Source organism: Brevibacterium album DSM 18261, assembly GCF_000426445.1.
GTDB classification, from domain to species: Bacteria; Actinomycetota; Actinomycetes; order Actinomycetales; family Brevibacteriaceae; genus Brevibacterium; species Brevibacterium album.
This window is the reverse complement of record NZ_KE384526.1, coordinates 156,291-180,116: the sequence shown is the minus strand read 5'-3', so window position 1 is coordinate 180,116 and position 23,826 is coordinate 156,291. Positions and strand designations below refer to the sequence as shown.

General features: G+C 72.6%; 21 protein-coding genes and 5 tRNA genes. 20 read left to right on the top strand and 6 right to left on the bottom strand.

Annotation, left to right across the window (positions count from 1 at the left end):
* Positions 1 to 33: 33 nt before the first annotated feature.
* From K318_RS0114300 to K318_RS0114290, 3 genes are all read left to right on the top strand, one after another.
* On the top strand, positions 34 to 951 hold the full coding sequence (locus tag K318_RS0114300) for a LysR substrate-binding domain-containing protein (RefSeq protein WP_029089980.1): 918 nt from the start codon (positions 34 to 36) through the stop codon (positions 949 to 951).
* Positions 952 to 1,053: 102 nt separating this feature from the next.
* Positions 1,054 to 1,308: a type II toxin-antitoxin system Phd/YefM family antitoxin gene (locus K318_RS22160; protein ID WP_035282117.1), complete on the top strand. Its 255-nt coding sequence runs from the start codon at positions 1,054 to 1,056 to the stop codon at positions 1,306 to 1,308.
* On the top strand, positions 1,299 to 1,718 hold the full coding sequence (locus K318_RS0114290) for a PIN domain-containing protein (RefSeq protein WP_051298051.1): 420 nt from the start codon (positions 1,299 to 1,301) through the stop codon (positions 1,716 to 1,718). Before K318_RS22160 ends, K318_RS0114290 begins: the two co-directional genes overlap by 10 nt.
* Positions 1,719 to 1,742: 24 nt before the next feature.
* Here K318_RS0114290 and K318_RS0114285 read toward each other — a convergent pair whose 3' ends face one another.
* Complete coding sequence (locus tag K318_RS0114285; protein WP_029089978.1) at positions 1,743 to 4,676, bottom strand: ATP-dependent RNA helicase; 2,934 nt, start codon at positions 4,674 to 4,676, stop codon at positions 1,743 to 1,745.
* A gap of 117 nt (positions 4,677 to 4,793) precedes the next feature.
* Here K318_RS0114285 and K318_RS0114280 point away from each other — a divergent pair, with 117 nt between their 5' ends.
* From K318_RS0114280 to K318_RS0114265, 4 genes are all read left to right on the top strand, one after another.
* Positions 4,794 to 5,603 (top strand): fumarylacetoacetate hydrolase family protein, encoded by an 810-nt coding sequence (locus K318_RS0114280; RefSeq protein ID WP_029089977.1) that lies wholly within the window; start codon positions 4,794 to 4,796, stop codon positions 5,601 to 5,603.
* A gap of 104 nt (positions 5,604 to 5,707) precedes the next feature.
* Complete coding sequence (gene gltX, locus K318_RS0114275; RefSeq protein ID WP_029089976.1) at positions 5,708 to 7,192, top strand: glutamate--tRNA ligase; 1,485 nt, start codon at positions 5,708 to 5,710, stop codon at positions 7,190 to 7,192.
* A 182-nt stretch (positions 7,193 to 7,374) separates the two neighbouring features.
* Positions 7,375 to 7,446 (top strand) — tRNA-Gln (locus K318_RS0114270).
* 70 nt (positions 7,447 to 7,516) lie between these two features.
* Positions 7,517 to 7,589 (top strand) — tRNA-Glu (locus K318_RS0114265).
* A 130-nt stretch (positions 7,590 to 7,719) separates the two neighbouring features.
* Here K318_RS0114265 and K318_RS0114260 read toward each other — a convergent pair.
* The gene (locus K318_RS0114260) at positions 7,720 to 8,328 is read right to left on the bottom strand and encodes a flavin reductase family protein (protein WP_245579919.1); all 609 of its coding nucleotides are present in this window, start codon (positions 8,326 to 8,328) and stop codon (positions 7,720 to 7,722) included.
* 142 nt (positions 8,329 to 8,470) lie between these two features.
* Here K318_RS0114260 and K318_RS0114255 point away from each other — a divergent pair.
* The 3 genes from K318_RS0114255 (at position 8,471) to K318_RS0114245 (ending at position 8,784) form a co-directional block, all read left to right on the top strand.
* Positions 8,471 to 8,543: transfer RNA gene (locus K318_RS0114255), tRNA-Glu, on the top strand.
* Between the two features lie 50 nt (positions 8,544 to 8,593).
* Positions 8,594 to 8,665, top strand: a tRNA-Gln gene (locus K318_RS0114250).
* 46 nt (positions 8,666 to 8,711) lie between these two features.
* Positions 8,712 to 8,784, top strand: a tRNA-Glu gene (locus K318_RS0114245).
* 77 nt (positions 8,785 to 8,861) lie between these two features.
* Here K318_RS0114245 and K318_RS0114240 read toward each other — a convergent pair.
* The 3 genes from K318_RS0114240 to K318_RS0114225 all read right to left on the bottom strand — a co-directional run bounded on the left by K318_RS0114240 (position 8,862) and on the right by K318_RS0114225 (position 10,643).
* Positions 8,862 to 9,266, bottom strand: coding sequence for a DUF4282 domain-containing protein (locus tag K318_RS0114240; RefSeq protein WP_029089974.1), 405 nt, complete (start codon positions 9,264 to 9,266; stop codon positions 8,862 to 8,864).
* A complete protein-coding gene (locus K318_RS22155; RefSeq protein ID WP_051298050.1) occupies positions 9,263 to 9,751 on the bottom strand; it encodes a DUF4282 domain-containing protein in 489 nt (162 codons plus the stop codon). Before K318_RS22155 ends, K318_RS0114240 begins: the two co-directional genes overlap by 4 nt.
* A 172-nt stretch (positions 9,752 to 9,923) precedes the next feature.
* Positions 9,924 to 10,643: an IclR family transcriptional regulator gene (locus K318_RS0114225; protein WP_029089973.1), complete on the bottom strand. Its 720-nt coding sequence runs from the start codon at positions 10,641 to 10,643 to the stop codon at positions 9,924 to 9,926.
* A 110-nt stretch (positions 10,644 to 10,753) separates the two neighbouring features.
* On the opposite strand from K318_RS0114225, the gene leuC reads away from it, so the two are divergent.
* The 7 genes from leuC to K318_RS0114190 all read left to right on the top strand — a co-directional run bounded on the left by leuC (position 10,754) and on the right by K318_RS0114190 (position 17,780).
* Positions 10,754 to 12,316, top strand: coding sequence for a 3-isopropylmalate dehydratase large subunit (gene leuC, locus K318_RS0114220; protein WP_029089972.1), 1,563 nt, complete (start codon positions 10,754 to 10,756; stop codon positions 12,314 to 12,316).
* 1 nt (position 12,317) lies between these two features.
* A complete protein-coding gene (leuD, locus tag K318_RS0114215) occupies positions 12,318 to 12,914 on the top strand; it encodes a 3-isopropylmalate dehydratase small subunit (protein ID WP_029089971.1) in 597 nt (198 codons plus the stop codon).
* A gap of 61 nt (positions 12,915 to 12,975) precedes the next feature.
* Complete coding sequence (gene murA, locus K318_RS0114210; RefSeq protein ID WP_029089970.1) at positions 12,976 to 14,304, top strand: UDP-N-acetylglucosamine 1-carboxyvinyltransferase; 1,329 nt, start codon at positions 12,976 to 12,978, stop codon at positions 14,302 to 14,304.
* Complete coding sequence (locus tag K318_RS25765) at positions 14,301 to 15,053, top strand: lysophospholipid acyltransferase family protein (RefSeq protein WP_051298049.1); 753 nt, start codon at positions 14,301 to 14,303, stop codon at positions 15,051 to 15,053. Before murA ends, K318_RS25765 begins: the two co-directional genes overlap by 4 nt.
* Positions 15,050 to 16,069 (top strand): NAD(P)H-dependent glycerol-3-phosphate dehydrogenase, encoded by a 1,020-nt coding sequence (locus K318_RS0114200; RefSeq protein ID WP_029089969.1) that lies wholly within the window; start codon positions 15,050 to 15,052, stop codon positions 16,067 to 16,069. Before K318_RS25765 ends, K318_RS0114200 begins: the two co-directional genes overlap by 4 nt.
* 51 nt (positions 16,070 to 16,120) lie before the next feature.
* On the top strand, positions 16,121 to 16,648 hold the full coding sequence (locus tag K318_RS0114195; RefSeq protein WP_029089968.1) for a YbhB/YbcL family Raf kinase inhibitor-like protein: 528 nt from the start codon (positions 16,121 to 16,123) through the stop codon (positions 16,646 to 16,648).
* A 10-nt stretch (positions 16,649 to 16,658) separates the two neighbouring features.
* A complete protein-coding gene (locus K318_RS0114190) occupies positions 16,659 to 17,780 on the top strand; it encodes a D-alanine--D-alanine ligase family protein (RefSeq protein WP_029089967.1) in 1,122 nt (373 codons plus the stop codon).
* Positions 17,781 to 17,956: 176 nt separating this feature from the next.
* Here the strand turns inward: K318_RS0114190 and K318_RS22145 are convergent, their stop codons facing one another.
* Complete coding sequence (locus K318_RS22145; RefSeq protein WP_051298048.1) at positions 17,957 to 18,493, bottom strand: DUF3515 domain-containing protein; 537 nt, start codon at positions 18,491 to 18,493, stop codon at positions 17,957 to 17,959.
* A 44-nt stretch (positions 18,494 to 18,537) separates the two neighbouring features.
* On the opposite strand from K318_RS22145, the gene K318_RS0114180 reads away from it, so the two are divergent.
* From K318_RS0114180 to K318_RS22140, 3 genes are all read left to right on the top strand, one after another.
* On the top strand, positions 18,538 to 19,809 hold the full coding sequence (locus K318_RS0114180; RefSeq protein WP_084500257.1) for a thiamine-phosphate kinase: 1,272 nt from the start codon (positions 18,538 to 18,540) through the stop codon (positions 19,807 to 19,809).
* A gap of 62 nt (positions 19,810 to 19,871) precedes the next feature.
* Positions 19,872 to 21,611 (top strand): DAK2 domain-containing protein, encoded by a 1,740-nt coding sequence (locus tag K318_RS0114175; protein WP_084500256.1) that lies wholly within the window; start codon positions 19,872 to 19,874, stop codon positions 21,609 to 21,611.
* Positions 21,604 to 23,826, top strand: coding sequence for an ATP-dependent DNA helicase RecG (locus K318_RS22140; RefSeq protein WP_051298047.1), 2,223 nt, complete (start codon positions 21,604 to 21,606; stop codon positions 23,824 to 23,826). Before K318_RS0114175 ends, K318_RS22140 begins: the two co-directional genes overlap by 8 nt.

Genomic DNA, 23,826 nt, shown 5'->3' with positions numbered 1-23,826 from the left:
TCCAATGATGATTTGCGCCGATATCATCCGTATATGGATGAATGGATGACGCGTCTCGCCCCGGAGCTGCGCGCGCTGCTCGAGATCGACGAGCAGGACGGCTTCGTCACGGAGGCCGCCCGCTCGCTGGGGATCCCGCAGTCCACCCTCAGTCGGCGGATCCGTGCGCTGGAGGATCTGCTGGGGCTCGCGCTGCTGGTGCGGACGGGGCGCCGGGCGGCTCTCACACCGCGCGCACGCGAGCTCGCCGAGGCCGTGCGGGGCCCGCTGACGGGCCTGGAGCGCGCCGTGGCCGCGACGGCCGGTGAGGCGGATCCCGCAGGCGGGCGGGTGCGCTTCGGCTTTCCGCTGACGATGGGGCAGGGGCGGGCGCCGGAGCTGCTCGCCGCCTTCCGTCGCGGGCACCCCGGGATCAGGCTGGAGCTGCGGCAGGGTCACGGTGCCGCACTCTTCGCCGACCTGCGGGCGGGCAGGCTCGATCTCGCGCTCACCATCCCCGCACCCGCAGGCGAGGAGCAGGGTGCGCTCGAGCATCGGGTGGTGGGGAGCCAGCGGATCGTCGCGGTGCTGCCCGAGGCCCACCCCTGCGCGCGGGAGGACTCCGTGCGGCTCGAGGAGCTGGCCGGCTCGCAGTTCATCGGCACTCCGCGCTCCTACCACCTGCGGCGCCTCACGGACGCGTGGTGTGCGGGCGCGGGCTTCGCCCCGAGGGTGGACGTCGAGGCGGCGGAGTTCGCCGCGATCCGCGAGCTCGTGGCTCTGGGGATGGGCGTCGCACTGCTGCCCGCGCTGTCGAGGCCCCTGCGCGGCACGGCGGAGGTGCCGCTGGCCGGTGGGCCCGCGCGCGGCGAGGGGTGGTCGCGGGAGATCGCCCTCGTGCGCTCCGCCGTGCCGCTGTCGCCGCCCGCGCAGTCGCTCTGGGACTTCCTCGCGCGTGCGACCGCGGCCTGAGCCGCCTCCCGCGTGGGCGCTGCCGGCGCAGCGGCTCTGGTCATCACCGTAGCGCGGACGGTGAATGTAGATATTTGTCTACTTTGATGATAATATTGTTTCATGACTCGCACGGTTCCCATCGGCAGGCTGCGGCAGAATCCCACTGAAGTTCTGAGTGCGGTGGAGGCCGGTGAGAGCTTCGTGGTGACCAATCACAGGCGCCCTGTCGCCGATCTCGTTCCACACCGGGAAGCAGCGGGAATCTCCGGGGCCGAGCTCATGCGGCGGCTGCGCAGGACGCATCGGGACAGCGGCTGGCTCGGTGAGCTGAATGCGGCCCGCGAGAGCGAAAGTGCTCGTGATCCGTGGGCGTGACCCTGGGCTCGGCCCTTCTGGACACTTCTGTCGTCATCGCGCTGCTGGATGAGGGGCGTCGGTTCGAGCTGTCCGGATTTGAGCGGCTTGTGGTCTCCTCGATCACCTACGCGGAATTGCGGATGGGCATTGCCTGCGCCAGGACCCCGGAGTCTGCGATGGAGCGCTATCAGACTCTTGAAGAAGTCAATGCGCTGTTCGGCGAAGGGCTCGCATTCGATGATGAGGCAGCCATGATCTACGGCAGGATCGTGCAGGCGGTGGCAGCCAGGGGCGGCGGTGTGCGAGCCCACGCCAACGACCGCATGATCGCGGCGACTGCGGCGGCGCACAGCCTTCCGCTGCTGACGCTCGACGGGGCCGACCTGACCGGGCTCGAACGGGAAGTTCAGGTGCTCGCCCTGGAATGAGCCGGAGGCCGCTCGTGCAGAGCCCTATCCCCGTCCCTCCCGTGCCGCCCGGTTCTTCGTGAACCGGGTCGGCTCCGCCGTGCGCGGGTCCTCCGGCCACGGGTGCTTGAGGTACTTCGCGCGGTTCTCCGCGCGCACATGCGCATAGGCACCGGACCAGAACGCGGAGAGGTCCGCAGTCACCGCGAGCGGGCGCTGCGCCGGGGAGAGGAGATGGAGGAGCACGGGGATCCGGCCCTCCGCCACGGCGGGACCGGCCTCGGCCCCGAACATCTCCTGCAGCTTGACCGCGAGCACCGGGGGACCGCCGGCCTCCGGCGAGGGGTAGCGCACACGGACCTCCGAACCCGAGGGCACGCGCACCCGGACGGGCGCGAGCTCATCGAGCCGCGCGGCCTCGGGCCAGGGCAGCAGCGCCTGCAGTGCGGTGTGCAGGCACAGGCGGGGAGTGCGCTCTCCGCTCGCGAGCGCCCGGGCGGCGCGGTCGGCCTCGGCCGCCAGCCAGTCCGGGACGGCCGCACCGGGACCTGCCGCAGGCACCTCCGGTGAGTGTGCGGTGCTCCCGCCCGCCGAGGCCGTGCCCGCCGCATTCGCGCTCGTCTCCCTGCCTGCCCGGCCCGCGCCCGGGAACAGCGCCTCGGCGCTCACCTCCGGCCAGGGGTCGCCGAAGGCCGCACGCAGCAGGCCCAGCCGTCCGCGCAGCTGCGCGAAGGAGCCGATCTCTTCCGACGTCGCGAGCCCGGCGAGCGCCTGCTCCGCCTCGGTGCCCGCACTCAGCGCGGCAAACGCCTGCGCGAGCCTGCGTGCGAGCGCGTCTCTCGCCGCCTCCGGCCGCACCGGCACAGGCGTCGAGGACAGCACGATCGCACCCAGGCGCTCCACTCTGCGGGCACGCAGAGACGTGCCGGCCTCCGCCCAGTCTGCCTCTTCCACGGTGGTGAGCAGATGGGAGGCCGCCCACCGGGCGAGCGCCTCGTCGATCCCCACGCCCGCGCGGAGGAGCGGACGCTGGCCCGCGAGGCCCACCTCGGCGACGGCGATCCACTCCTCACCGGCCAGCCGGGAGCCGCGCGGCAGCTCCACGCCAGTGCCCGAGGCGAGCAGATACCCGTCGGCGCCCGTGCGCCGCCGGGCGAGGAGGTCCGGCCGGCTGAGTGCGAGGAACAGCCCGAGCCTGTCCTCCGCGGTGCGCAGCGAGGCCGGGTCGAAGGGCGGGGCGGGCTCGGACGGAGACGCCGGGCCGGGCCCGGCACCGGGCGATGCGCCTGCGGAACCGGCGCCGGTCGTGTCCGCAGAGCCCGCGATGCGGGCGAGCCGCGTGACCTCGGCCTCCCAGCCCGCCGGAGCGCGGCCCCGGCGCGCCTGCCGCAGCGTCCCGGCGAGATCGCCGTCCTCGGCGCGGACCTCGGAGGTGAGCAGGGCGGCGCACTCGGCCGCAGCGCGCGCACCGATGAGTTCCGCGGCCAGCAGGAGGCCCCGCGCCGTGCGGGGATCGGCCGGCACCTGTGCCAGGCGGCGGCCCAGCTCCGTCGCCCGCGCCTGCGGCCGGCCGTCCTCGAGCGCGCCGAGGCCGGCCAGGGTGCGTGCAGCGGCGGCCAGGCCGCGTTCGGGCAGGGGAGTCGGCAGCGCGAGCCCCGCACCGCCGGGGGAACCCCAGACGGCGAGGTCGAGGACGGCGGAGGTGAGATCGGCTGTCCGGACCTCCGGGGGAGTGTGCGCGGGGAACGCGGCCCAGTCCGATTCCGCGCAGCAGCGCCATACGGTGCCGGGCGCCTCGCGGGCGGCCCGGCCGGCGCGCTGCCCGCCGGCGGCCTTGGACTCGCGCACCGTCGTGAGCCCGCCCATCCCCCGTCCGGTGTCGAAATGGGGGAGGCGGGCCAGGCACGAGTCCACGACGATCCGCACACCGGGGACCGTGAGCGCGGACTCCGCGACCGAGGTGGCGATGACGATCCGGCGCTCGCCGACTCCGCGGCCGGTCTCGCCGTCCCGCGCATCGCCATCGGGTGCGAGGATCCGCTGCTGCTCTCGCAGGGGCGTGGAGCCGGTGAGCGTATGCACCTGTGCCGGAACTCGCTCACGGATGAGGGTCGCGAGGCGTTCGACCTCCCGCCGGCCGGGGGCGAAGACGAGGATGTCGGCGGGCGGGGCGGGCTCACGTGCCTTCGCCTCCGCTTCGGCACCCGCCTCCTCCGCCGCGTGCCTGACGGTCTCGGCTATGTGGAGGAGGAAATCGGGCCGCACGCCGCGGGCGTCCAGCGGCCGCTGCGCCGGTGGCGCCCAGCGGACGGTGAGGGGATGCGTGCGGGCCTCGACGCCGAGCACGGGTGCCGGTTCCCCGTCCTCGCCGAGCAGCCGCGCCCACTGCCCGGCGTCCAGGGTGGCGGACATCGCGAGCAGCGAGAGGTCGTCTCGGAGGTCCGCGAGCTCGCGCAGCATGCCGAAGGCCAGGTCCGTGTCGAGGCTGCGCTCGTGGACCTCGTCGAGGACGACGCCCTGCACCCCGGCGAGCTCGGGGTCCCGCAGCAGCCTGCGCAGCAGGACGCCCGTCGTGACGAATTCGATGCGGGTGCGCCGGCCGGTCCTCGCCTCGCCGCGGACGGTGAAGCCCACCTCCTCGCCGACCGTGAGGCCCGTCAGCTGTGCGAGCCGGTGCGCGGCCGCCCGCGCGGCCATCCTGCGGGGCTGGGTGACGACGATGCGGCCGGCGAGGGAGGGCGCCTCGGCGGCGGGATCGGCGGGAGCTGTGCCGTCCGCCAGCACCACGGCGAGGGCGGGCGGCACCACGGTGGTCTTGCCGGTGCCGGGAGGCGCCTCGATCACGGCGCGCAGGCCGCCGCCCGCGGCAGTCTGCTCCGCGAGCTCCCGCATCTGCGGGACGAGCGCGGCGGCGGGCAGACCGGAGGCGATGCGATCCGGGGCGAAGCGGTGCGGGGCGAGGGGAGGGCGTCGAGTCACCGCCCCAGTCTCTCGCACCCCTCGCCGCGTTCCCCGGATGCGCTGTCCGCGGAGCGCTGGCTGCACCTCACACACCGGCATCGGGCCGCGCCGTCGGCGCACAATTAGACTGACCGCATGCGCATCATCAGATTCGTCCACGAGGACGCACCCGCCTACGGAGTCGTCGAGGGAGAGCTGCCGGAGATCGCCGCCGACGGGACCGTCGACACCTCCGGCCTCGAGATCGCGGTCCTGGACTCGGACCCCTTCTTCACCCCGGCCCAGTCGACGGGGAAGCGGCTCAGGTACGACGACGTCCGCCTCGTCGCTCCCATCATCCCTCGCTCCAAGGTGGTGGGCGTGGGTCGCAATTTCGCCGACCACGCCGCAGAGCTGGGCAACGAGGTCCCGGTCTCCCCGCTCACCTTCTTCAAGCCCAACACCGCCGTCATCGGTCCCGGCGATCCCGTCCGCCTGCCCGCCGTCAGCGAGAACGTCTCCTACGAGGCCGAGCTCGGGGTCGTGATCGGCCGGGTCGCCAAGGGCGTGCCCGCGGAGAAGGCCTATGAGCACGTGCTCGGATACGTCGCCGCCAATGACGTGACGCTGCGCGACATCCAGCAGCAGGACCGGCAGTGGTCGCGCGCCAAGGGCTTCGACACCTCCTGCCCGCTGGGCCCGTGGATCGAGACCGAGTACGACCCCGAGGCCGTGCGCATCCGCAGCTGGGTCGACGGCGAGCTGCGGCAGGACGGCAGCACGGAGGACTTCGTCTTCGACATCCCCGCGCTCATCGAGCACATCACCGAGACCATCACCCTGCTGCCCGGCGATGTCATCCTCACCGGCACGCCCGCGGGCGTGGGCCGGATCGAGGCCGGCAGCTCCGTGACCATCGCCATCGACGGCCTCGGCGTGCTCACCAACCCCGTGATGGACGCCTGAGCGCCGCCGGCTCCACCGCCCCGGCTCCCGCCGTCCTCCCGGCCCGCCGCCGTCCCGTCCCCGGCGCCATCGACGCATCCTCCCGCACCTCCGAAAGGAAATCCGTGACCATCAAGGTTCGCTTCTGCCCCTCGCCCACCGGCACCCCTCACGTGGGCATGGTCCGCACGGCGCTGTTCAACTGGGCGTACGCCCGCCACACCGGCGGCACCTTCGTGTTCCGCATCGAGGACACGGATGCCGCCCGCGACTCGGAGGAGAGCTTCTCCCAGGTGGTCGAGGCGATGCGCTGGCTGGGCCTCGACTGGGACGAGGGCATCGAGGTGGGCGGTCCCGACGGTCCCTACCGCCAGTCCGAGCGCGGTGAGATCTACGCCGAGGTGATCGAGAAGCTCGTCGCCGGAGGACACCTCTACGAGTCCTTCTCCACGAACGAGGAGGTCGAGGCCCGGCACCGTGCGGCCGGCCGCGATCCCAAGCTCGGCTACGACGGCTTCGACCGCGACCTCACCGAGGAGCAGAAGGCCGCCCTCAGGGCCGAGGGCCGCGAGCCCGTCCTCCGCGTGCGCATGCCGGACGAGGACGTCACCTTCACCGACCTCGTGCGCGGGGACATCACCTTCAAGGCCGGCTCCGTGCCGGACTTCGTGGTGGTCCGCGCCAACGGTCAGCCGCTCTACACGCTCGTGAACCCCGTCGACGATGCGCTCATGGGCATCACCCACGTGCTCAGGGGAGAGGACCTCCTCTCCTCCACCCCTCGCCAGATCGTGCTCTACGAGGCGCTCAAGGCCGTGGGCGTCGCACAGCACACCCCGGCCTTCGGCCACCTCCCGTACGTCATGGGGGAGGGCAGCAAGAAGCTGTCCAAGCGCGATCCCGAGTCGAACCTCTTCCTGCACCGGGACAACGGCTTCACCCGCGAGGGGCTCATCAACTACCTCGCACTGCTGGGCTGGTCGATCGGCCCCGACCGGGACGTGTTCTCCGTCGACGAGTTCGTGGCCGCCTTCGACATCGCGGACGTGAATCCCAACCCCGCGCGCTTCGACGTGAAGAAGGCCACCGCCATCAACGCCGACCACATCCGCCTGCTGGACGAGGACGACTTCCGTGAACGGCTGGTGCCCTATCTGCAGGCGGCCGGGGTCGTGGGTGAGACCCTGAGCGCGCGCGAGCAGTCGATCCTCGCTGCTGCAGCCCCGCTCGTCCAGACTCGCATGAAGCTGTTGGGTGAGGCCCCGGACCTCCTCCGGTTCCTCTTCGTCGCCGATGACGAGCTCGAGCTCACCGAGGACGGGCTGAAGACTCTCAAGGACTCCGCCCCGCAGGTGCTCGAGGCCTCCCTCGCCGCGCTCGCGCCCCTGGGGGAGGACGAGTGGACCGCTGCGCGCCTGGAGGAGGTGCTGGGGGCCGCGCTCGTCGACGGCCTGGAGATCAAGCCGCGCTTCGCCTACGGGCCGCTGCGCGTGGCCGTCTCCGGGCACCGGATCTCCCCGCCGCTCTTCGAGTCGATGGAGATCCTGGGCCGCGAGTCCTCGCTCACTCGTCTGCGCGCCCTCGCCGCACACCTCGCCGCACAGGGCTGAGAGCCCGAGGCCGGCGCTGCCGGGCGGCCGGCGCCTCTGCCTGCGGGTGGTGCAGATCACCCGCAGGCAGGGGCCCCGGCTTTGCATCGTCCTGCGCGGCCGCGTATAGTTGTCTCTCGTTGCCGAGGGCAACGGAGAGTTGCGGTCAGTCGCGCTGACGGGCTCCCGGACTCTCGAAGCATTGGGCTATGGTGTAATTGGCAACACAACGGTTTCTGGTACCGTCATTCTAGGTTCGAGTCCTGGTAGCCCAGCGGACAGCTTCTCTGCTCTACCCCTCCCTGCATGAGCGCGGTGGGAGTGTGCAGGAGACGCGGTTCATTCGCCCCCGTCGTCTAGTGGCCTAGGACGCCGCCCTCTCAAGGCGGAAACGGCAGTTCGAACCTGCTCGGGGGTACGTCTCCTCACGGAGGTGCGTGAAGCCCGGTCCCTTCCAGGGGTCGGGCTTGATCCGTTCCGGCGGGAGCGCCCCAGCAGTGCCGCTCCCGCGGGGTTCAGGCGACGCTGCCCGAGAGCGCGGTTCGCGCTCAGCGCGGTTCGAAGGTCCCGTAGCCTCCGCGGAAGTAGAGCAGGGGAGGCTCGCCGCTCGCTGTGCCCGTGCCGATGACCCTGCCCACGACGATCGTGTGGTCCCCTCCGTCGTGCTCCGCCTCGATCCTGCAGTCCACCCAGGCCAGTGCCTCGTCCAGGCGCGGGGAGCCGAGCGGTGTGGGCGTGTGGCCCACCCCCTCGAACCGGGCCGCGCTCCCCGCGGCGGTGCCGGCGGGGCGTGAGAACGAGCGCGCCAGGTGTTCGTGCCCCGCGCCCAGGACATTCACGCAGAAGCGTCCCGTGGCCCTGATCCGGGGCCAGCTCGTCGAGTCCCTGGCGGGGTTGACCGTGATGAGCGGAGGCGTGAGCGAAAGGGAGGTGAACGTCTGGCAGGTGAAGCCGGCGGGTCCCTCGGCGGTGGCGCCCGTGACCACCGTGACGCCCGTGCCGAAGCCGCTCATCACGTGCCGGAGGCGGGACTCGGAGACGTCCTCGTACGCGGTCGCGGCCTCGGCGCCGAGTCCCACGCGGACCTCCCGCGGTGCGCTCCGGCGGGGCCGGTCCTGGGCGCCGGCGATGCGGCCCACCGTCCAGTATGCGTTCACGCTTCCTCCTGTCTGCCGTACCGTCGATGCTGCTGAGCCCTGCGACATCCCCGTGAGGGAGGTCACTGCCGCCGGGTTTGGCGGTGCCGTGCGCCATCGACTAGAGTCTACTTCTTGTGAGCGCCGGACAGGACGCTCGCAGGCCCCCGTCGTCTAGTGGCCCAGGACGCCGCCCTCTCAAGGCGGAAACGGCAGTTCGAACCTGCTCGGGGGTACGGTTCTCCTTCGGGAGGAGGGTTGTGCGGCCCAGGCGTCGCACGCCCATTGGGGTATGGTGTAATTGGCAGCACGAGTGATTCTGGTTCACTTAGTCTAGGTTCGAGTCCTGGTACCCCAGCGAACGGCATGCCCATCGGCTCTCGATGGGGCTCCGCCGCTCATGCGCCCCCGTCGTCTAGTGGCCTAGGACGCCGCCCTCTCAAGGCGGAAACGGCAGTTCGAACCTGCTCGGGGGTACGGTTCTCCGCGAGGAGAAGCAGAAGCCCGGCTCCCTTTCAGGAGCCGGGCTTCTGCGTGTGCGGATGAGCCGGGGATCAGGCCCGCTGTGCGAGCTTCCGCGTGTTCTGCGCCGTGCGCACATTCGCCACGACGAACTCGATGAGCACTCGGGTGAAGACGATCTGGATGAGAGAGGGAATCCAGCCCAGCAGGATGGCCGCGACGACCATGAGCACGCCCATGGCGCCCATCCCGGAGCTGTAGCCGTAGGCGTAGGACGAGAGGGCGCTGCCGGTCGCGGCCATCCCGATGGATGTGATCACGAGGCCGATGTATCCGAGCGCCGCGACGATGATCGAGAGGACGTAGATGACCGCGGCGAAGCGGATCGTCACGAAGCTCTCGAACTTCAGGTCGAAGAGCGCACGGAGGAATCCGGGCTCGGCTGCGGGCCGTGAGGCGGCTGCGGGCTGCGCGCTGTAGGGACTCTGCGCGCTCACGGCCGCTCCGCCAGCTTTCCGGTGTTGATCGCCGTTCTGATGCCGGCGACCAGGAATTCGATGACGACGCGGACGACGATCACCCCGAGGAGTGCGGGGATCCAGCCCAGGAGCAGAGTGAGCAGCAGGACCGTGACGCCCATGCCGGTGGACTCGCTCATGAGGATGAACGAGAAGATGATCAAGCCCAGCCAGATGAGGGCGAAGTACGCGATGTAGAGCACGTAGATGATGGCCGAGAACTTCAGGGCGACGAAGCTCTCGAACTTCAGGTCGAAGAGCGCGCGGAAGAAGCCCTTGCCGTCCGCGGCGAGGCTCGCAGCCGCGGGCGAGGCGGGCGCGGGACCGGGCCGGCCGTAGGGGGCGTAGCCCTGATCGGGCTGCGGGTGCGGCCCGGGCTGCTGCGGGCCCGGCTGGCCCGGACCGGGCGGGTGCGGACCGGGCTGACCCGGGACGGGCGGCGGGGGAGGGGGTGCTGCGGACATGGTCTGCCTTCCTGCTTGCGGTCGTGAGCGGCGTGTCCTGCTCGGAGGCAGGTCGCGCTGTCGGGGAACACTCTTGCACATCCGGCGGACGCGGCGTCGCTGAGCCGCGGTCGCGCGCACCGCGGTGGAGCCGCCCACTCGCAGGCTGCGACGGCGCCTCTCAGCCGTGTGCTCAGCCGCGGTTGAGGGCGTCCGTAAGTACGCGGGCGGCCTCGATGACGCTCTCGGCGTGGAGGCGTCCGGGCTGGCGCGTGAGGCGGTCCACGGGTCCGGAGATCGAGACGGCCGCGACCACGCGGTTGCTCGGCCCGCGTACGGGGGCGGACACCGAGGCCACGCCCCGCTCGCGCTCGGCGATGGACTGGGCCCAGCCGCGGCGGCGCACGCCGGAGAGCATGGTCGCCGAGAAGCGCGCGCCCCGCAGGCCGGTGTGCAGACGGTCGGGCTCCTCCCAGGCGAGCAGGACCTGGGCCGCGGAGCCTGCGCGCATGGACAGGGTCGCCCCCACGGGCACCGAGTCGCGCAGACCCACGGGACGCTCGGCCGCGGCGACGCAGAGGCGGAGGTCGCCCTGCCGGCGGAACAGCTGCGCGCTCTCGCCCGTGCGGTCGCGCAGGTGCGCGAGGACGGGGCCGGCGGCCGCGAGCAGCCGGTCCTCACCGGCGGCGGAGGAGAGCTCGGCCAGGCGCGGGCCGAGGACGAACCGGCCCTGCAGGTCGCGGTTGACGAAGCGGTGGTACTCGAGCGCGACGGCGAGCCGGTGCGCGGTGGGCCGGGCCAGGCCGGTGAGGGAGACCAGCTCGGCCAGTGAGGCGGGTCCGGCCTCCAGTGCGGAGAGGACGAGTGCGGCCTTGTCGATGACCCCGACGCCGCTGCTGCTGTTCGATGTCATGTCTCACAATGTAGAAGTCTTGCATTCCGAGATGCAAGTCCGACATGCAGAATCGGCGCCTAGAATCGAACTCCGAATCCAGCTCATCCCATGTCGACAGGAGGCCCGCGTTGGCCAGGACTCTCGCAGAGAAGGTGTGGGCGGACCACGTCGTCCGCCGGGGCGAGGACGGCGCTCCCGACCTCATCTACATCGACCTCCACCTCGTCCACGAGGTGACCAGCCCCCAGGCCTTCGAGGGGCTCAGGCTCGCCGGCCGTCCCGTGCGCCGGCCCGATCTCACGATCGCGACGGAGGACCACAACACCCCCACGCAGGACATCGACAAGCCCATCGCGGACCTCACCTCGCGGACGCAGATCGACACCCTGCGCTCCAACGCGGAGGAGTTCGGCGTCCGGCTGCACTCCCTCGGCGATGCCGAACAGGGCATCGTCCACGTGGTGGGACCGCAGCTGGGCCTCACGCAGCCGGGCACCACAGTGGTCTGCGGCGATTCGCACACCTCCACCCACGGCGCCTTCGGCGCGCTCGCGTTCGGCATCGGCACGAGCGAGGTCGAGCACGTCCTCGCCACCCAGACGCTGAGCCTCAAGCCGTTCCGCACGATGGCGATCACGATCGACGGCGAGCTGCCCGAGGGCTCGAGCGCCAAGGACATCATCCTCGCGATCATCGCGAAGATCGGCACCGGCGGCGGGCAGGGCTACGTCCTCGAGTACCGCGGCGAGGCGATCCGGAAGCTGTCGATGGAAGCCCGGATGACCATCTGCAACATGTCGATCGAGGCCGGCGCCCGCGCGGGCATGATCGCCCCCGACGCGACGACCTTCGAGTACCTGCGCGGCCGGGCCCACGCGCCGGAGGGCGCGGACTGGGACGCGGCCGTCGAGTACTGGTCGTCCCTGCGCACGGACGAGGGCGCGGAGTTCGACGCCGAGGTGGTGCTCCGGGCCGAGGACATCGAGCCCTATGTCACCTGGGGCACGAACCCCGGGCAGGGCCTGCCGCTCTCGGCCTCGGTGCCCGCACCCGAGGACTTCGAGGACGAGGTCGACCGCGAGGCGGCGGAGAATGCGCTCGCGTACATGGGCCTGACGCCGGGCACCCCCCTGCGTGAGATCCCCATCGACACGGTCTTCCTCGGTTCGTGCACGAACTCCCGCATCGAGGATCTCCGTGCCGCCGCCGACGTCCTGCGCGGCCGCACGAAGTCCGCGGGCATGCGCTTCATGGTGGTGCCCGGCTCGGCCCGTGTCCGCCTCCAGGCCGAGGAGGAGGGTCTCGACGAGGTCTTCCGCGCGGCGGGAGCGGAGTGGCGCTTCGCCGGCTGCTCGATGTGCCTGGGCATGAACCCGGACCAGCTCTCCGCGGGAGAGCGCTGCGCCTCGACCTCGAACCGCAACTTCGAGGGCAGGCAGGGCAAGGGCGGGCGCACGCACCTCGTGAGCCCGCTGGTCGCAGCCGCGACCGCTGTCCGCGGCACCCTCTCCTCGCCGGCGGACCTGGCGCCGGCCGATCCCGCGGCGGTCGAGGCCTCCCGCGCGGCCGAGGCGGCTGCCGCGGAGCGGGCGCGGTCCCGGCCCGCGGGCATCCCGCTGACGGTGTCCACCGGTGCCCGCGCAACCGGAACGACGACTGCAGGTGCGCACGCGTCTGCGAAGGAGGCCTGAGATGGAGAAGCTGTCCGTCCACACCGGAGTAGGCGTGCCCCTGCGGCGCTCGAACGTCGACACGGACCAGATCATCCCCGCCGTCTTCCTCAAGCGCGTGACCCGGACGGGCTTCGAGGACGCACTCTTCCACGGCTGGCGCAGGCAGGACGACTTCGTCCTCAACCGCGAGGCCTACCGCAACGGCTCCGTGCTGGTCGCCGGCCCGGACTTCGGCACCGGGTCCTCGCGCGAGCACGCCGTGTGGGCGCTGCACGACTACGGCTTCCGCGCCGTCCTCTCGAGTCGGTTCGGCGACATCTTCCGGGGCAACGCCGGGAAGGGCGGGCTGCTGGCCGCGCAGCTGGAGCAGCCGGACATCGAGCTCATCTGGAAGGTGCTCGAGAACCACCCGGGCACCGAGGTGACGGTCGATCTCGTCGAGCGCGTCGTGCGCGCGGACACCCTCACGGTGCCGTTCCAGATCGACGACTACACCCGGTGGCGCCTCCTCGAGGGCCTCGACGACATCGGGCTGACCCTGCAGCACGAGGAGGCGATCACCGCCTTCGAGGCCGAACGGCCGGGCTTCAAGCCCCGGACCCTGCCCATCCGATAGCATTCTCCTCGGCCGTCGGTGATCCCGGCGGCCGAGGACACATGCCTGAGGAGGACTGGATATGCTCGACGTGCACGGCGGGGTCCCGCTGACCGGCACGGTGGTGGTGCGGGGGGCCAAGAACCTCGTGCCCAAGGCGATGGTCGCCTCCCTCCTGGGGGACACCCCCTCCGTCCTTCGCGGCGTGCCTGCGATCAGCGATGTGGACATCGTCACAGGCCTGCTCGAACTGCACGGCGTGCGGGTGTCCATGGGCCCCGACGGCGAGCACGCCGACGGGGAGCTCACCCTCGATCCGGCGAACGTGGCGCAGGGCTCGATCGTCGACATCGATGCGCATGCGGGCTCCTCCCGCATCCCCATCCTGTTCTGCGGTCCGCTGCTGCACCGGCTCGGCGAGGCGTTCATCCCCGATCTGGGCGGCTGCCGGATCGGCGACCGGCCCATCGACTTCCACCTCGACGTCCTGCGCCAGTTCGGCGCCGTCGTGGACAAGACCGAGGGCGGCATCCGCCTCGCGGCCCCGCAGCGCCTCCGCGGCACCAGGATCAAGCTCCCGTACCCGTCCGTGGGCACGACCGAACAGGTGCTGCTGACCGCCGTGCGCGCAGAGGGCGTCACGGAGCTGAAGAACGCGGCGACCGAGCCGGAGATCATGGACCTCGTCATGGTCCTGCAGAAGATGGGGGCCTCCATCACGGTGGATCCGGCCCGGGTCATCAGGATCGAGGGCGTGGACTCGCTCTCGGGCTTCCTCCACCGCAGCCTGCCGGACCGCAACGAGTCCGCCTCCTGGGCGTCTGCGGCGCTGGCGACGGGCGGGGACATCTTCGTCCGCGGCGCACGCCAGCAGGACATGATCACGTTCCTCAACGTGTTCCGGAAGATCGGGGGCAGGTTCGACGTCCTCGAGGACGGCATCCGCTTCCAGCACCCGGGCGGGGAGCTGAGCTCCATCGTGCTCGAGACGGACGTGCATCCCGGCTTCATGACGGACTGGCAGCAGCCGCTCCTCGTCGCGCTCACCCGGGCCTCGGGCGTGTCGATCCTCCACGAGACCGTCTACGAGAACCGCTTCGGCTTCACCGATGCGCTGCGCCGCATGGGCGCGAACATCCAGCTGTACCGCGAGTGCCTGGGCGGCACCCCGTGCCGGTTCGGCCGCCGGAACTTCAAGCATTCGGCGGTGGTCTCCGGACCCACCCCGCTCACGGGCACGGACATCGTGATCCCGGATCTGCGCGGCGGCTTCTCCCATGTCGTGGCGGCGCTGGCGGCCGAGGGGACCTCGCACGTGCAGGGCATCGACATCATCAGCCGGGGTTATGAGCACTTCCTGCACAAGCTCGACGGACTGGGCGCGCAGATCGAGTTCGCGAGCGGCCGATGACCGGCGCCGTCCAGTACCCGGTCTTCACCCCGGAGTCCGCCGTCGGCCACCGGCGTGCGGCCGCCGTCGCCGCGGCCTCCGCCCGTGCCGCCATGCGCCTGCTGACGGCCACCAGGGTGAGCGGGCAGGAGAACGTCCCGGATCGGCCCGTCGTCTTCGCGCCCTACCACGCATCCCGGCTGGATCCCGTGACCGTGGGCCTGGCGGTCTGGGACCTCGGGCGCATGCCGCACTTCCTCGCGAAGGACTCCCTCTTCATCGGCCCCCTCGGCCGGCTCCTCAAGGCGATGGGCCAGATCCCGGTGCTGCGCGCCTCGGCCCATGCCGGTGACTCGCTGCAGTACGGCAAGCAGGCGCTCGAAGCCGGCGAGTCCGTCGTCATCTATCCGCAGGGCACCCTCACGAAGGACCCCGAGCTCTGGCCCCAGCCGGCCAAGACCGGTGCGGCGCGCCTGGCGATCGAGTCCGGGGCGCCCGTCGTGCCCATCGCCCACTGGGGGCTGGACCCGGTCCTCCCGGTGCGCGGGAAGGTCCCCCGGCCGCGGCCCCTGTCCACGGTGCGGGTCTCGATCGGCCGCCCGCTGGAGCCCCCGGCGCCTGCGGTGAGCGCGGGCCATTCCGGACCGCACCAGACCCGGCGCTTCGCGGACCGCATCACCGCGGCGATCGCCGCCGAGCTCGCCGTACTGCGGGAGACGGAGCTGCCGGAGCGCTTCCGCACCGACCTCGACACCCAGGAGAACCCATGAGCAGCAGTGCCAGCAGTCCGCGGACCACGGTGCTCGGCGCCGGCTCCTGGGGGACCACCTTCGCCAAAGTGGTGGCCGATGCGGGGCATCCCGTGACGCTGTGGGCGCGCCGCGCGGAGGTCGCCGAGGAGATCAACCGGCACGGCACCAACAGCGCGTACCTCGGCGAACTGGCACTCGGCGAGCGCGTGCGCGCGACCGCGGATGCGCGCGAGGCCCTGGCCGGGGCGGAGATCGTCGTCCTCGCCGTGCCCGCGCAGTCGCTGCGGGAGAACCTCCGCGAGTTCGGGGACGCCATCGCGCCCGAGGCCGTCCTCGTGAGCCTCATGAAGGGCATCGAGGTGTCCACGGGCAAGCGCATGAGCGAGGTCATCGCCGAGACGACCGGCCACGACCCCGCCCGCATCGCCGTGGTCTCGGGCCCCAACCTCGCCCGCGAGATCGCCGAGGGACAGCCCACGGCCACCGTCGTGGCCGCCCCCGACCCCGCTGCCGCCGAGGCGGTGGCCGCGCTGAGCGCGAACTCCTACTTCCGCCCCTACACCAACACGGACGTCGTGGGCGTGGAGCTCGGCGGTGCGGTGAAGAACGTCATCGCGCTCGCGGTGGGGCTGTGCGACGGCCAGGGCCTCGGCGACAACTCGAAGGCCTCCATCATCACGCGCGGGCTGGCCGAGACCACCCGGCTCGCACTCGCACTGGGGGCGGAGACGCACACGCTGTCGGGCCTCGCCGGCCTCGGCGACCTCGTGGCAACGTGCGCCTCCCCCCTCTCCCGGAACAGGAGCTTCGGGCGGCTGCTCGGCACGGGCATGACCGTCGAGGAGGCGGCTGCGGAGACGAAGCAGGTGGCCGAGGGCGTGAAGTCCGCGCCGGCGGTGCTGGCCCTCGGCGAGGCCCATGGCGTCGACCTGCCCATCACGCAGGCGGTCTCGGCGGTGCTCGCCGGCCGCCTGCAGGTTGACGAACTCGGCCCGCTCCTGTTGTCTCGGAAGCGGAAGACGGAGGGGGCCTGACGCCCTCCGCGGTCGGTCTCCCTCCCCACCCCTCACGAAAGGAACCGTGACATGAACTCCCCGTTCCACAAGCTGGCCGATGTGCCCCGCTTCGAGCTCACCAGCACCGACATCGCCGAGGGGCAGGAGCTGTCCGCTCCCCAGACCTCGGGCGCGATGGGCGTGCCCGGCGGTGAGGACCTGTCTCCGCAGCTGTCCTGGTCGGGCTTCCCGGAGGGCACGCGGGCATTCGCCGTGACGTGCTTCGACCCCGACGCTCCCACCGGTTCCGGCTTCTGGCACTGGACCGTCGCGAACCTGCCCGGCGACGTCACGGAGCTGCCCACGGGCGCGGGCACGCCGGAGCAGGGGCTGCTGCCCGAGGGTGCTGTGACGGTGCGCAACGACGCCGGACAGCCGCGCTTCGTGGGTGCGGCGCCGCCGGCCGGCCACGGTCCGCACCGCTACTTCTTCATCGTCCACGCCCTCGACGCGCCGCTCGAGGTCGACGAGACCGCCACGCCGGCCTTCGTGGGCTTCAACCTGTTCTTCCACACGATCGGCCGTGCGTGGATCGAGACCACCTACGAAGCGAAGTGAGCACACACGCATGAGCTCGGACGACTCCCGTCCCACCGTCGCAGTCCTGTTCGGCGGCCGTTCCAGCGAGCACGCGGTCAGCTGCGTGACCGCTGCGAGCGTCCTCGCCGCCCTCGATCCGGAGCGCTACCGCGTGCTCCCCATCGGGATGACCCGTGAGGGCGTCTGCCGGGTGGTGGAGGACTGGGCGTCCTTCGGCTTCTCCGGCGGGACGCTGCCGGAGGTGGTCGACGACGGCACGGAGATCGTCTTCCCCCTGGACGTGCGCCGGACGCCCCTGCGCAGGGTGAGCGCAGACGGCTCCCTCGAGAGCCTCGGCGTCGTGGACGTGTTCTTCCCGGTCCTCCACGGGCCCTTCGGCGAGGACGGCACGGTCCAGGGGGTCTTCGAGCTCATGGACGTGCCCTATGTGGGCTGCGGCGTGCTCGCCTCCGCCGTGGGCATGGACAAGCGCTTCATGAAGACCGTGCTCACCGCCGCCGGCATCCCGACCAGCGCATGGGAGGCCGTCACGGTGAGACAGGTGCAGCAGGATCCGGCCGCCGTCCGCGAGCGGATCGCCGCGCTGGGCCCGGTGGTGTTCGTCAAGCCCGCCAATGCGGGATCGTCGATGGGCGTGAGCCGGGTGGGGGACTCCGCCGACGCCGAGGCCGTGGACCTCGCGCTGAAGTCCGCGCTCATGCACGACACCGCGGTGATCGTGGAACCGGCCGTCGAGGGGCGCGAGGTCGAGTGCGGCGTGCTCGGCTCCCGCTTCCACGAGGCCCCGCGGGCGAGCCTGCCGGGTGAGATCGCGGTGAGCGGCGTCGAATTCTACGACTTCGAGACCAAATACCTCAATCCGGACGCCGTCGCGCTGAGCTGCCCGGCGGATCTCGACCGCGCCGCGACCGCGCGCGTGCAGGAGCTCGCCTGCGCCGCGTTCGAGGCCTTCGACTGCTCCGGGCTCGCACGGGTGGACACCTTCGTGACACCGGACGGAGAGGTGCTCGTCAACGAGATCAACACCCTCCCGGGCTTCACCCCCTCGTCGATGTACCCGTTCATGTGGGAGCGCAGCGGGGTGCGGTACGAGGAGCTCGTGGACACGCTCATCGACATCGCGCTGCGCGACCACAGCCCCGCGGTCTGAGCGCTCCCCGCGCCGCGCTCCCCGCGCTGCGCGATTCCCGGACCGGGCGCTGTGGTCTGCCGTGCCGACGCATCTGCGCGCGAATCCGGTCGGCACGGCAGACCACAATCGTGAGACGGTGAGACGTTGAGACGGCGCTGGATGCGTGGTCGCGGCGCTGCGTGCGAGGGTGGGGCTCAGCCCTGCGGCTGGGAGGGAACCTCGCCCTCGACCTGGTCCGCGTCCTCGGCGGCCACGCACTGGGAGGTCTGCTCGATGCGCTCGACGGCGGAGGACACCGCGGCCAGCGCGGTGGCCCCCGAGACCTCCTGCGGGGAGACCAGGACCTCGACGGCGGGCGAGCGGCCGTAGGTGACGAACTGCCAGGTCTCCTCATCGTCCCGGACCTGCACCCAGTCGACGCCGTCGACCGTGACGCAGGGATCCGTGGTGGGCGCCGGCTCCGGGACGCCGCAGCGGGCGATGACGCTCGCGGGATCGCCCCAGGCGGTCGCGGCCTGCGCCGAGGTCGTGCGCTTCTCCAGATCGCCCACTGTGTCCGGCATCATGAGCGTGGGCAGCGCGCAGTCCGGATCCTGTGCGTTCTCCGCGGGTTCGACCACGAGCATGCGCGCACAGCCCGTCAGCCCCAGCGTCGCCGCGATGAGCGCGAGTGCCGTCCAGCGGGCGGCGGGGCGGGCGTGGGAGCGTGCGGAGGCAGACCTGCGGACCATGCCCCCAGGGTACGTGCGCGCCACCGCGGCGGCATACTGGGACCATGTCCGGAGCCCCTCGCCCCTCCCCGAAGACCGTCCCGGCCGCCTGTGCCGAGACCGCGGCACCTGCTTCTGCCGAGGCCGCCCCGCCTGTCCCCGGCGAGGCCGCCCCGCCGATCCGTCCCGAGGCTGTGAGAGCCGCCCGGGACCTGCCCGCTGCGCGCACGACCGGAGGGCCGACTCTCGCCGAACTGGGTGAGGACGGGGTGCTCGCCCGGATCCTCGCACGGCTTCCCGGCAGCGGCGCCGAGGTGGGGCCGGGCGACGACGCCGCCGTCACCGCGGTGCCCGGCCGGCTCGTGAGCAGCGCGGACATGCTCGTGGAGGGCGAGGACTTCCTCGCCTCCTGGCTCGATCCGCGCCGGCTCGGGGTGAAGGCCGGGGCGCAGAACCTCGCGGACGTGTGCGCGATGGGCGCACGCCCCACCGCGCTGCTGCTCTCCCTCGCCGCACCCGGGCACACTCCGGTGGATCTCGTCGAGGGGATCGTCGAGGGGCTCGCGGCCGAGGCGGCCCGGGCAGGGGCCGCAGTCGTGGGCGGCGACCTCTCGGGGGCGGACCAGATCGTCGTGGCGGTGACGGCCTTCGGCGGCCTGCCCGCGGGCGTGCCCGCACTCACCCGCGGTGGGGCCCGGCCCGGCGATGCGCTGTGGCTCGGCGGGCGCACGGGCTGGGCGGCGGCGGGTCTCGACCTGCTGCTGGCGGGGGTGCCCGCGGCGCGAGCCTCGGATGCGGGAGCACCTGGGGGCCGCACCGACGATGCCGCCTGCACTGCCGCTTGTGCCGACGCCTGCGCCGATGGCTGCGCTGCGGCGATCGAGGCGCAGCGGGCCCCGCAGCCGGACTATGCGGCGATCGCGCGCCTGCGTGCGGCACTCGCCGATGCGGGAGAGCGCAGGGCACACGACGGGCGCGCCGCACTCATCGACCTCTCCGACGGGCTGCTCTCCGATGCCGGCCGGATCGCGCGCGCCTCGGGCGTCGTGCTCGACCTCGACGGCACTGCACTCGACGTGCTCGCCGCCCCGCTCGTCCCCGTCGCCGCCCACCTGCTCGCGCACCGAGGGGAGACCGGCTCCGCGCGGGAGCTCGCACGGGAGTGGGTGCTGACGGGAGGGGAGGACCACGGCTTCCTCGCGGCGGCCCCGGCCGGCGCGGATCCGGTAGGCTGGGCCCGCATCGGCCGCGTCCGCGCAGGCGAGGCGGCGGTGCGCGTCGACGGTGCGCCTGCGGGCGCAGGCCTCGGCGGCTTCCGGCACTTCCGCGGCCGGTGACCGGAGTGCCGGGCCTCGAGCAGGCCGGACCTTGAGCAGCGAGAGGACCACGGGGGGAGCGAGTGCCGAGGCGAGGGGAGGAGCGGCCGGACGAGCGCGCGGCGGTGCGCCTGCACGGGCGCCTCGCGGCACGGTGGGCGCGGCAGACGGTGGAGCGCCTGCGCCGTGAGCGCGGCGGGATCAACGCGATCAACGTCTTCCCGGTGGCCGACGGCGACACCGGCAGCAATCTCTACCTCACGGTCCGCAGCGCCTACCGGGCCGTCGAAGAGCTCGAGGGTCCGGCGACCCTGCCGCAGGTCGTGGCGGCGATGGCCGAGGGAGCGCTGCGCGGCGCCCGCGGCAACTCCGGGCTCATCCTCTCCGTCGCGCTGCGGGGCGTCGCCGACTCCCTCAAGGGCATCGATGTGCCGGATGCCTCCGATTTCGCCGCGGCCCTCGCGCTCGCGGCCGCACGCGCCCGCGAAGCGGTCGAGACGCCGGTGGACGGCACGATGGTCACGGTCCTCGACGCGATGTCCGAGGAGGCCCGCATCCGCGCCGAGGCCGGGGACGATCTCGTCTCCCTCGTAGCGGCCGTCCGCGACCGCTCCCGGGAGGCCCTGCGCGAGACGACCGGCCAGCTGCCCGTGCTGCGGGAGAACCGGGTGGTCGACGCCGGCTCCTCCGGGATCGTCGAGCTCTTTGACCTCCTCCACCTCACGGTCACGGGCATGGACCCGACGGATCGGTCGCAGGAGGCACCGGCCCCGGCGGCGGATGGGGTGCAGGAGGCCGAGCCGCGCGGGCTCGCCGCGGTCGCGGGCCTCCTCCGGGGCGCCTCCGCACCGGATCCGGCCACGGGCCTCGAACTCGTCGCACACCTCGGCGAGCGCCGGGACCGCTCCCGGCAGCTGCGCCGCGCGCTCGCGAAGGCGGGAGGCACCTCGATCGTCGTGAGCTGGCCGATGGCGCACGTCCACACCGCCGAGGGCGGCGGGGCGGACGAGGCGGCGGCGCTGCTGGCGGTCCTCGACTCCCATGACGTCCTCGACCTGCGCGTGGAGGACCTCGCGACCGTCCACGGGCCGGTCCCCGGGGACGAAGCGGACGACGGGGAGGAGGCCCCTCCTGCCCGGGTGATCGCGCTGGCGGACGGGCCGGGCCTCCTGCTCTCGCTCGCCCTCGGCGGTGCGCTGGCGATGCGCTCGGACGGGCACCCGGACGACGCGGCGCTCGCGGCGGCGGTGCGGGAGAGAGCTGCGGATGCCGAGGGCGCCTGCTTCGTGCTCCCGGATTCGTCCGAGGCCCACCGCGCCCTGGCCGAGAGCCTCGCTCCGCGCCCGACCCGCTCCCGGCGCGGCCGTGCGAGCGGTCCCCGCCGTCTCCAGCCGCGCCTCATCCGCACGCGGGACGCGGCCTCGGTCCTGGCCGCGGTCGCCGTCTTCGACGGGCATGCCGATGCGGACGATCTGCTCGAGGACATGGCGGCCGCGGCGTCGGGCACCCGCAGCGGCAGCATCGTCCTGGCAGCGGCGGCGCAGGCCGCAGGCCCCCTCATGTACTCGCTCGGGGATCCGCTCACGCTCATCGACGGCCGGGTCCGGGCGGTGGGCGCGGACCCGGCGGGCAGCGCCCTCGACCTCGTGCACCGGCTGCTGGGTGCGGGCGGGGAGCTCGTCACGCTCATCGCGGGCGCCGAGGTGCCCGCGGACCTCGGCGCGGCCCTGTGCGCGCGGATCGAGGAGGCCCATCCGCACGCCGAGGTCGTCCTCGTCGACGGCGGGCAGCGCAGCTCGTGGATGGCGGTCGGCGTTGAGTGAGCCGGACGCCCTCTTCGGCAGCATCGTCGGCCGGACCCAGGACAGGAAGCTCCTCGAGAGCGCGGGAGTGACCGGCACGGAGGAGCTGCTGCGGCGGTTCCCGCGTCGGTGGGTCGATCCGGGCAGGTTCACGGAGATCCGGACGCTGAGCGAGTACGAGGAGGGGACGGATGTGATCATCCACGCCTCCGTCCTCAGCGTCGGGACCCGGCGGATGCAGTCTCGCAAGGGCTCGATCACGACGGTGGTGCTCGCGGACGAGCACGGCGGCACCGTCGAGGCCGTCTTCTTCAACCGCGCGTGGATGGGCAGCCGGCTGGAGCAGGGCACGCGCGTCCTCGTGAGCGCGAAGACGAAGAGCTACCGGGGGCGGCTGCAGCTGACCTCGCCGGTGCTGCTCACCGGCGACGGGCAGATCGCGACCGACCCCGCCGACAGCGCCGAGGACCTCGCGGAGCTCGCCCCGACCCGGCCCATCCCCGTCTACCCGGCGTCCGGCAAGCTCACGAGCCAGCGCTTCCGCACGTTCGCGGGCCGGGCCCTCGATCTCGCGCCCGCCGAGCTCTTCGAGGACCCCATCCCCGCCGACCTCCGCGCCGCGCACGGCCTCATGGGCTTCCGCGACGCGCTCGAGGCGATGCACCGTCCTCGGACCATGGGGCAGGCGCACGCCGCCTCCCGCAGATGGGCCTATGAGGAGGCCCTTGCCCTCCAGGTCCACCTGCTGCAGCGGCGGCAGGAGCACGAGGCGGTCCACGCACTCGCCCTCGCAGGCGGCATCCGGACCAGCCTCGAGGCCTTCGACGCCCGGCTGCCGTTCCCGCTCACCCCCTCGCAGCGGGAGGAGGGCGCGCGGATCGGCGAGGAGCTCGCCGGCGCCCGACCGATGAACCGGCTGCTGCAGGGCGATGTGGGCTCGGGCAAGACCCTCGTGGCGATGCGCGCGATGCTGCAGGCAGCGGACTCCGGCGCGCAGTCGGTCATGCTCGCGCCCACCGAGGTGCTCGCCGCCCAGCACCACCGCTCGCTCACGGCGATGCTCGGGGAGCAGGCCGTGCCCGTGCGCGGCAGGCGCAGCCTGTTCTACGGGGAGGGTCCCGGGGAGGACGCCGCCGAGGACGCCGAGGTCGCCGTCGCCCTCCTCACCGGCTCCATGCCGAAGAAGGCGCGGCAGCAGGTGCTCAGCGATCTGCTCCTGGGCAGCATCGACATCGTGGTCGGCACGCACGCGCTGCTCTCGGACACCACGATGTTCCACGAGCTGGGCCTGGTGATCGTCGACGAGCAGCACCGCTTCGGCGTGGAGCAGCGGGCGGCGCTGCGGCAGAAGGCCGGCGACCGGACTCCGCACACGCTCGTGATGACGGCGACGCCCATCCCGCGCTCGGCGGCGCTCACGGTGTTCGGCGACCTCGACTTCTCGACGCTCACGGACCTGCCGGCCGGGCCCAAACGGATCGCGACGCACGTGGTGCCGCTGAGCGCGCATCCCACCTGGATCGAGCGGGTGTGCGAGGTGCTCGCGGAGCGGGTGGGGCAGGGCCAGCAGGTCTTCGCGGTGCTGCCGCGGATCGAGGCGAGCACCGATGACTCCGGCAGGACCCTGCCCGGAGTGGAGGAGTGCGCGGACTGGCTGCGGTCCCGGCCCGAGCTCGGCGGGGCGCGGATCGAGGTGCTCCACGGCCAGCAGCCCACGGCGGACAAGGAGGCTGCGATGGCCGCGTTCGCCGCGGGCAGCACGGACATCCTGATCTCGACCACCGTCGTCGAAGTGGGCATCGACGTGCCGAACGCACGGGTCATGGTGATCGTCGACGCAGACCGCTTCGGCATCGCCCAGCTCCATCAGCTGCGCGGCCGGGTGGGCCGTTCGGGTGAGGAGTCGCTGTGCTTCCTGCTCACGCACGCGGAGCCGGACTCCGAGGCGATGGCCCGGCTGCAGACGGTCGCGGACACGCTCGACGGCTTCGCGCTCGCGGACTTCGACATCCGCTCCCGGCGCGAGGGCGATGTGCTCGGCCGGCAGCAGTGGGGCGGGAGGTCCTCGCTCCAGCACCTGTCCGTGCTCCGGCACGAGGAGCTCATCCGGACCGCGCGCTCCGATGCGCAGGGTCTGCTCGCCCGCGATCCGGCGCTGCGCGAGGTGCCGGGCCTGGCCCGCCGCATCGCCGAGCTGTTCAGGGACACGGACGAGGAGATCTTCGAAGCGGGGTGA

Bases quoted from the DNA above. Each gene is read 5' to 3' on its own strand.
- K318_RS0114300 (WP_029089980.1), top strand. From the start codon at position 34: ATGGATGAATGGATGACGCGTCTCGCCCCGGAGCTGCGCGCGCTGCTC.
- K318_RS22160 (WP_035282117.1), top strand. From the start codon at position 1,054: ATGACTCGCACGGTTCCCATCGGCAGGCTGCGGCAGAATCCCACTGAA.
- K318_RS0114280 (WP_029089977.1), top strand. From the start codon at position 4,794: ATGCGCATCATCAGATTCGTCCACGAGGACGCACCCGCCTACGGAGTC.
- K318_RS22155 (WP_051298050.1), bottom strand. From the start codon at position 9,751: ATGTCCGCAGCACCCCCTCCCCCGCCGCCCGTCCCGGGTCAGCCCGGT.
- K318_RS0114225 (WP_029089973.1), bottom strand. From the start codon at position 10,643: ATGACATCGAACAGCAGCAGCGGCGTCGGGGTCATCGACAAGGCCGCA.
- leuD (WP_029089971.1), top strand. From the start codon at position 12,318: ATGGAGAAGCTGTCCGTCCACACCGGAGTAGGCGTGCCCCTGCGGCGC.
- murA (WP_029089970.1), top strand. From the start codon at position 12,976: ATGCTCGACGTGCACGGCGGGGTCCCGCTGACCGGCACGGTGGTGGTG.
- K318_RS25765 (WP_051298049.1), top strand. From the start codon at position 14,301: ATGACCGGCGCCGTCCAGTACCCGGTCTTCACCCCGGAGTCCGCCGTC.
- K318_RS0114200 (WP_029089969.1), top strand. From the start codon at position 15,050: ATGAGCAGCAGTGCCAGCAGTCCGCGGACCACGGTGCTCGGCGCCGGC.
- K318_RS0114195 (WP_029089968.1), top strand. From the start codon at position 16,121: ATGAACTCCCCGTTCCACAAGCTGGCCGATGTGCCCCGCTTCGAGCTC.
- K318_RS0114190 (WP_029089967.1), top strand. From the start codon at position 16,659: ATGAGCTCGGACGACTCCCGTCCCACCGTCGCAGTCCTGTTCGGCGGC.
- K318_RS22145 (WP_051298048.1), bottom strand. From the start codon at position 18,493: ATGGTCCGCAGGTCTGCCTCCGCACGCTCCCACGCCCGCCCCGCCGCC.
- K318_RS0114180 (WP_084500257.1), top strand. From the start codon at position 18,538: ATGTCCGGAGCCCCTCGCCCCTCCCCGAAGACCGTCCCGGCCGCCTGT.